The organism is Streptomyces sp. OfavH-34-F, assembly GCF_022347745.1.
GTDB lineage: Bacteria > Actinomycetota > Actinomycetes > Streptomycetales > Streptomycetaceae > Streptomyces.
In genome coordinates, this window is the sequence record NZ_JAKRGC010000381.1 from 1 (window position 1) to 5371 (window position 5371).

A 5371-nucleotide genomic window follows, 5' to 3' on the forward strand; every position below is an offset into this window, starting at 1 on the left:
GGCCAGCGGGCGGTGGCGCAGCGCGAGCCGCCCGGCCGCCTCGACCAGCGCCAGCCGTACCTCCTCGTCCCGCTCAGCCGCCTGCCGGGCACGCAGCAGGGCCAGCACCCGGGCCGGGTCGTCGTGCAGGGCGGCCAGCGCGAGCGGGGCGCTCTGCCGGACCCCCGGATCGTCGTCGGCCAGCAGCCCGAAGAAGACCCCCGCGCCCGCCGACACGGCCGCCGCCGCCATCGCGTAGTTGGCCGCGCCCTCCGCCTCGTCCTCGCCCAGCTCCGCCTCGTCGTCCTCCCCGAGGTCGATGCCGCCGATGCTGGTCAGCAGCTCGACTATGTCGCCCCGGTCCGGGACGGCGGGGTCGGTGACCAGTTCGAGCAGGAAGGGGATGCAGGCGAGCGTGCACGGATAGACGTCGCCCTGGTGGTGCACCGCCCCGTACATCCCGTCCAGCGCGCGTTCGCGTTCCGCCGGATCGGGGGACGCCAGCCCCCGCAGCAGGGCCGGCACGTCGTCCGCCGGTCCGTAGGCATGCTCCATCGAGGCCCAGTCGACCTCGTCGATCCCCGCGAACACGCCATCGCCTCCCCGCCGACGTCACGCAAGCAGTGTCTGCGCAGAGTGTGCACCACGGGCCGGACAATCCGACCACCCCCCGCACGCATTTGCCCTGAGACATGACAAGACTCCCCTGGGTGCGGTATGGCTGCGGCGTGAACCGGCCAACCTGAGGGCTCCGCCGGGGCGGCGGACACCGCCGCTACGGTGCCGGAATCGGGCAGGCCCGCGCGGGATCGCCCAGCGGCGCGAGCAGATCGCCGTACCGGTCCAGCCGGCCCGCCAGCTCGCCCGCGAGGAAGACCAGCTCGCCGGGGGAGCGGCAGCCCTCGATCTCCGCCCAGGTCACCGGCGCCGACACGGACGGCTCGGGCCGGGCCCGCAGCGTGTAGGGCGTGGCGGTCGTCTTGGCGGCGGCGTTCTGGCTGAAGTCCACGAACACCTTGCCCGGCCGCAGGGCCCGCCGCATCCGGTGCACCACCAGATCCCCCAGCTCCCGCTCCGCGCGGACGGCGAGGCCCTTCGCGTACGCCGACACCGCCGCCGAGTCCGTGGGGGTGATCGGGACCAGCAGGTGCAGGCCCTTGGCGCCGGAGGTCTTCCCGTACGCCTCCAGGCCGTCCTCCGCCAGCCGCTCCCGCAGCCAGAGCGCGACCCGGCAGCACTCCACGACCGTCGCGGGCGCCCCCGGGTCCAGGTCGAACACCAGCCGGTCGGCCACGGCGGGCGTCGCGGCCCGCCACTGCGGGGTGTGGAACTCCACCACCAGGTTGGCGGCCCACATCAGCGAGGCCAGATCCTGGACGACCACCTGCTCGGAGGGCTCGCTCGCGCGGTGCGGCACCGGGGTCCGGCGTACCCAGGACGGAGTACCGGGCGGCGGGTTCTTGGTGAAGAACTGCTGCCCCTGCGGCCCGTCCGGGTAGCGCAGGAACGACACCGGCCGGTCCCGGAGCTGGGCGAGCAGCACCTCGGACACCGTGGCCGCGTAGTAGTGCAGCACCTCGCCCTTCGTGGTGCCGGTGGCCGGATACAGCACCTTGTCCAGGTTGCTCAGGGACAGCCGTCGCCCCTCCACCTCGGTGATCGGCGTCATACGATAAGAATCACACGCAAAAGAGACTTTCTTCGTATATCCCGACCCAAGGGGTGAACCGGTGAGGTCCATCTGGAACGGCGCCATCTCCTTCGGGCTGGTCAGCATCCCGATCAAGCTGGTCAACGCCACCGAGAACCACTCGATCTCGTTCCGGCAGATCCACACCGAGGACGGCGGCCGCATCCGCTACCGCAAGGTGTGCGAGCTGGACGGCGAGGAGGTGACGTCCGCCGAGATCGGCAAGGCCTACGAGGACGCCGACGGCACGATGATCCCGATCACCGACGAGGATCTGAGCCGGCTGCCGCTGCCCACCGCCAAGACCATCGAGATCGTCGCGTTCGTCCCGGCCGACGCGATCGATCCGCTCCAGATGGACGCGGCCTACTACCTCTCCGCCAACGGCGTACCGGCCGCCAAGCCGTACACCCTGCTGCGCGAGGCCCTGAAGCGGAGCCGGAAGGTGGCCCTCGCCAAGTACGCGCTGCGCGGGCGCGAGCGGCTGGGGATGCTGCGCGTGGTGGACGACGTGATCGCCATGCACGGGCTGCTGTGGCCGGACGAGATCCGGGCCCCCGAGGGCGTCGCCCCCGAGTCCGACGTCACCGTCCGCGACGCGGAGCTGGACCTCGCGGACGCCCTGATGGACACCCTCGGCGAGGTCGACATGGACTCGCTGCACGACGACTACCGCGAGGCGGTCGAGGAGCTGGTCGCCGCGAAGGCGTCGGGCGAGACCCCGGAACCGGCCGACCGGGACGCCAAGGGCGGCGGCAAGGTCATCGACCTGATCGCGGCCCTGGAGAGCAGCGTGCGCGCGGCGAAGGAGGCGCGCGGCGAGGACGGGGAGGGGGAGGGGGACGAGGATGGGGAGTCCGTCGCGGAGGTCACCTCCCTCGCCGACCGCAAGAAGCCCGCGGACTCCGCGAAGAAGCAGGCCCCCGCGTCGAAGTCCTCCGGAACCGCCAAGTCCGCGTCCGCCGGGCCGAGCACCTCCGGCACGAAGAAGGCGGCCGCCAAGAAGACGACGGGCAAGAAGACGGCGGCGAAGAAGCCCGCGGCCAAGAAACCCGCCGCCAAGAAGACGACCACGAAGAAGCAGACGGGCTCGAAGAACAGCACCTCCCGCAAACGCGCTTCCGCCTGACCCACTCCCGGCGGCCCTTGCACGCCGCGCCCGGGCGCCCGGTAAGGTGCGAGACGCCGCGACTGGCGCGCACTCCTCGCGGGGTGCTCAGTGGAATCGACCACGAGGGAGCGGCACACCCCGGGCGCGCCCGGGGGTGTCATGCCGGAGAGCCGTCCGCCTGGGCATCCGGGTCCACGCCGCAGCCATGCGACCGACCCGGGAGGAACCCGTGACCGCGTCCGTACCCGCACCCCGCCACCCCGCCCTGACGGCGGCCGATCCGGAACTCGCCGCCCTGGTGGCCGCCGAGGAACGGCTCCAGGCCGACACCCTGCGCCTGATCCCCAGCGAGAACTACGTCTCCGCCGCCGTGCTCGAAGCGTCCGGCACGGTGCTCCAGAACAAGTACTCCGAGGGCTACCCCGGCAAGCGCTACTACGAGGGCCAGCAGGTCATCGACCAGGTCGAGCGGCTGACCACCGAGCGGGCCCGCGCCCTCTTCGGCATGGAGCACGCCAACGTCCAGCCGTACTCCGGCTCACCCGCCAACCTCGCCGTCTACCTCGCCTTCCTCAAGCCCGGCGACACCGTCCTCGGCATGTCCCTGCCGATGGGCGGCCACCTCACGCACGGCTGGGGCGTCTCCGCCACCGGCACCTGGTTCAACGGCGTCCAGTACGGCGTACGCCGCGACACCGGCCGCGTCGACCTGGACGAGGTCCGCGACCTGGCCCTCGCCGAGCGGCCGAAGCTGATCTTCTGCGGCGGCACCGCCGTGCCCCGCGAGATCGACTTCGCCGGCTTCGCGGAGATCGCCCGCGAGGTGGGCGCGGTCCTGGTCGCCGACATCGCCCACATCGCGGGCCTGGTCGCGGGCGGCGCCCACCCCTCGCCCGCCCCGCACGTGGACGTCGTCTCCACCACGACGCACAAGACCCTGCGCGGCCCGCGCGGCGCGATGCTCCTCAGCCGCGCCGAGCACGCCCGCGCCCTGGACCGCGCCGTCTTCCCCGGCCTCCAGGGCGGCCCGCACAACCAGACCACGGCCGCGATCGGCGTCGCCCTGAACGAGGCCGCCACCCCCGCCTTCTGCTCCTACGCCCACACGGTCGTCGCCAACGCCCGCACCCTCGGCGAGGAACTGGCCGCCCGCGGCTTCGACCTGGTCTCCGGCGGCACCGACAACCACCTGCTCCTGGTGGACCTCACCGGCAAGGACATCCCCGGCAAGACCGCGGCCAAGGCCCTCGACCGCGCCGGCATCGTCGTCAACTACAACACCGTCCCCTACGACCCCCGCAAGCCCTTCGACCCCTCCGGCATCCGCATCGGCACCCCCGCCCTGACCTCGCGCGGCATCCCCGCCTCGGCGATGGCCACCGTCGCGGCCTGGATCGACCGCGCGATCACGGCCGCCCGGGCGGGCGACGAGTCCGAGATCGCGACGGTGCGCGCCGAGGTGAAGGAGCTGATGGACGCGTATCCGGCCCCGGGCCTGCCGGTCGGCTGAGGCCCGCACAAGGCGGAGTGGAATCAGGGGCGCCGACGGTACGCTGATGCGGATCGACGACCTCCATGACGCGGGCTCCCAGGGCCTGTTCGGCAAAGGAGGCCGCGACCGCACCGCCACCTCCGGGGGGAGTGCGCCCACGACCCGGCGAAGGACACGGGGCCGCGCGGGGCGTGGGCGGGCGCCGCGGAGGGCGTAAAGGGGGACGGCGGAGCGGTGAACGGCAGGACAGCGCACGACGGAACGGGCCTCAGAGCCGCAACTCTGGCCCTCCTGCTCGAACCGCTGGGGGTGGACGCCGTGGCGGGCCCGGCGGCGCTCCAGCGCTTCGCCGAGGACGTGGCCGAGGTGGCCCGGACGCGGGGCTGCCCGGACCGGCCTGCCTCCGGCAGCACCCTCCCGGCGGTGGCCGCCGCCGTGGCCGCCTGCGCCGAGACACACGAGCTGATCCGGCTGACGACGAGCCGGGGAGACCTTCCGGCGCAGGACGCGGTCGGGCACCTCGATGAGCTGAGACGGCTCGACGGACTGCGGAGCCGTCTGCCGGCCCTGGACGGCGTACCGGTGGAGGCGCTCCGGGCGGACGCCGCGGCGCAGGCGGCAGCGGAACGGGAACTGCCCGGAGCGCTGGAGCCGTGCCGCCGCGCCGCAGCGCAATGGCCGGAGGGCGTCTGGCCCTCGATCCGCGAGATCGACGTCGAGTCCGCGACGGCCCAGCTGAACCTGCCCCGGGCCGGCCGACGGGCCGCCAGGGCGCGCGAGGCGGTGCTGGAACACTGCGCCGCCGGACTCAGGGAACTGCGCAACCGGGACCTGGTGCCCCTCCTGGAGAAGGTGCGCGACCTGGCCGTGGCGGAGGAGGCGTACGAGACGTTCCTGTCGGGACGGCCGCGATGGTGGCGCTGGCTCGCGCCGGACACGCGCACCGGATTCGACACGGGGCGGTACGACGCCCTGCGCTGGGCCATCGAGGCCCGGGACACCGGCGCCGTGTCCGCGAGCGCCCTGGAGATGCTCGCGGACCCCGGCGTACGGGCGGTGCTCGGAGGCGGGCCCGCCGCGCCGCCGATCATCCAGCCGG

At 73.5% G+C, this 5371-nt stretch carries 4 protein-coding genes and 1 pseudogene; 3 read left to right on the forward strand and 2 right to left on the reverse strand.

The annotated features are described in order from the left end of the window. Both MHW47_RS31475 and ligD read right to left on the reverse strand, forming a co-directional pair. Positions 1-570 (reverse strand): annotated as a pseudogene (locus MHW47_RS31475) (PBS lyase); the annotation flags it as partial. A 184-nt stretch (positions 571-754) separates the two neighbouring features. After that, entirely contained in the window at positions 755-1648 is an 894-nt protein-coding gene (gene ligD / locus MHW47_RS31480; protein ID WP_239227277.1) for a non-homologous end-joining DNA ligase, read from the reverse strand. Positions 1649-1709: 61 nt separating this feature from the next. On the opposite strand from ligD, the gene MHW47_RS31485 reads away from it, so the two are divergent. From MHW47_RS31485 to MHW47_RS31495, 3 genes are all read left to right on the forward strand, one after another. Next, positions 1710-2798 (forward strand): Ku protein, encoded by a 1089-nt coding sequence (locus MHW47_RS31485; RefSeq protein ID WP_239227278.1) that lies wholly within the window; start codon positions 1710-1712, stop codon positions 2796-2798. Between the two features lie 187 nt (positions 2799-2985). Further along, positions 2986-4290, forward strand: coding sequence for a serine hydroxymethyltransferase (gene glyA / locus MHW47_RS31490; RefSeq protein ID WP_239227279.1), 1305 nt, complete (start codon positions 2986-2988; stop codon positions 4288-4290). Positions 4291-4506: 216 nt separating this feature from the next. Then, on the forward strand, positions 4507-5371 hold an 865-nt coding region (locus MHW47_RS31495), incomplete at its 3' end, for a hypothetical protein (protein WP_239227280.1).

Excerpts from the sequence above, each read along its gene's own strand:
- ligD (WP_239227277.1), bottom strand. The coding sequence starts at position 1,648 with ATGACGCCGATCACCGAGGTGGAGGGGCGACGGCTGTCCCTGAGCAAC.
- glyA (WP_239227279.1), top strand. The coding sequence starts at position 2,986 with ATGCGACCGACCCGGGAGGAACCCGTGACCGCGTCCGTACCCGCACCC.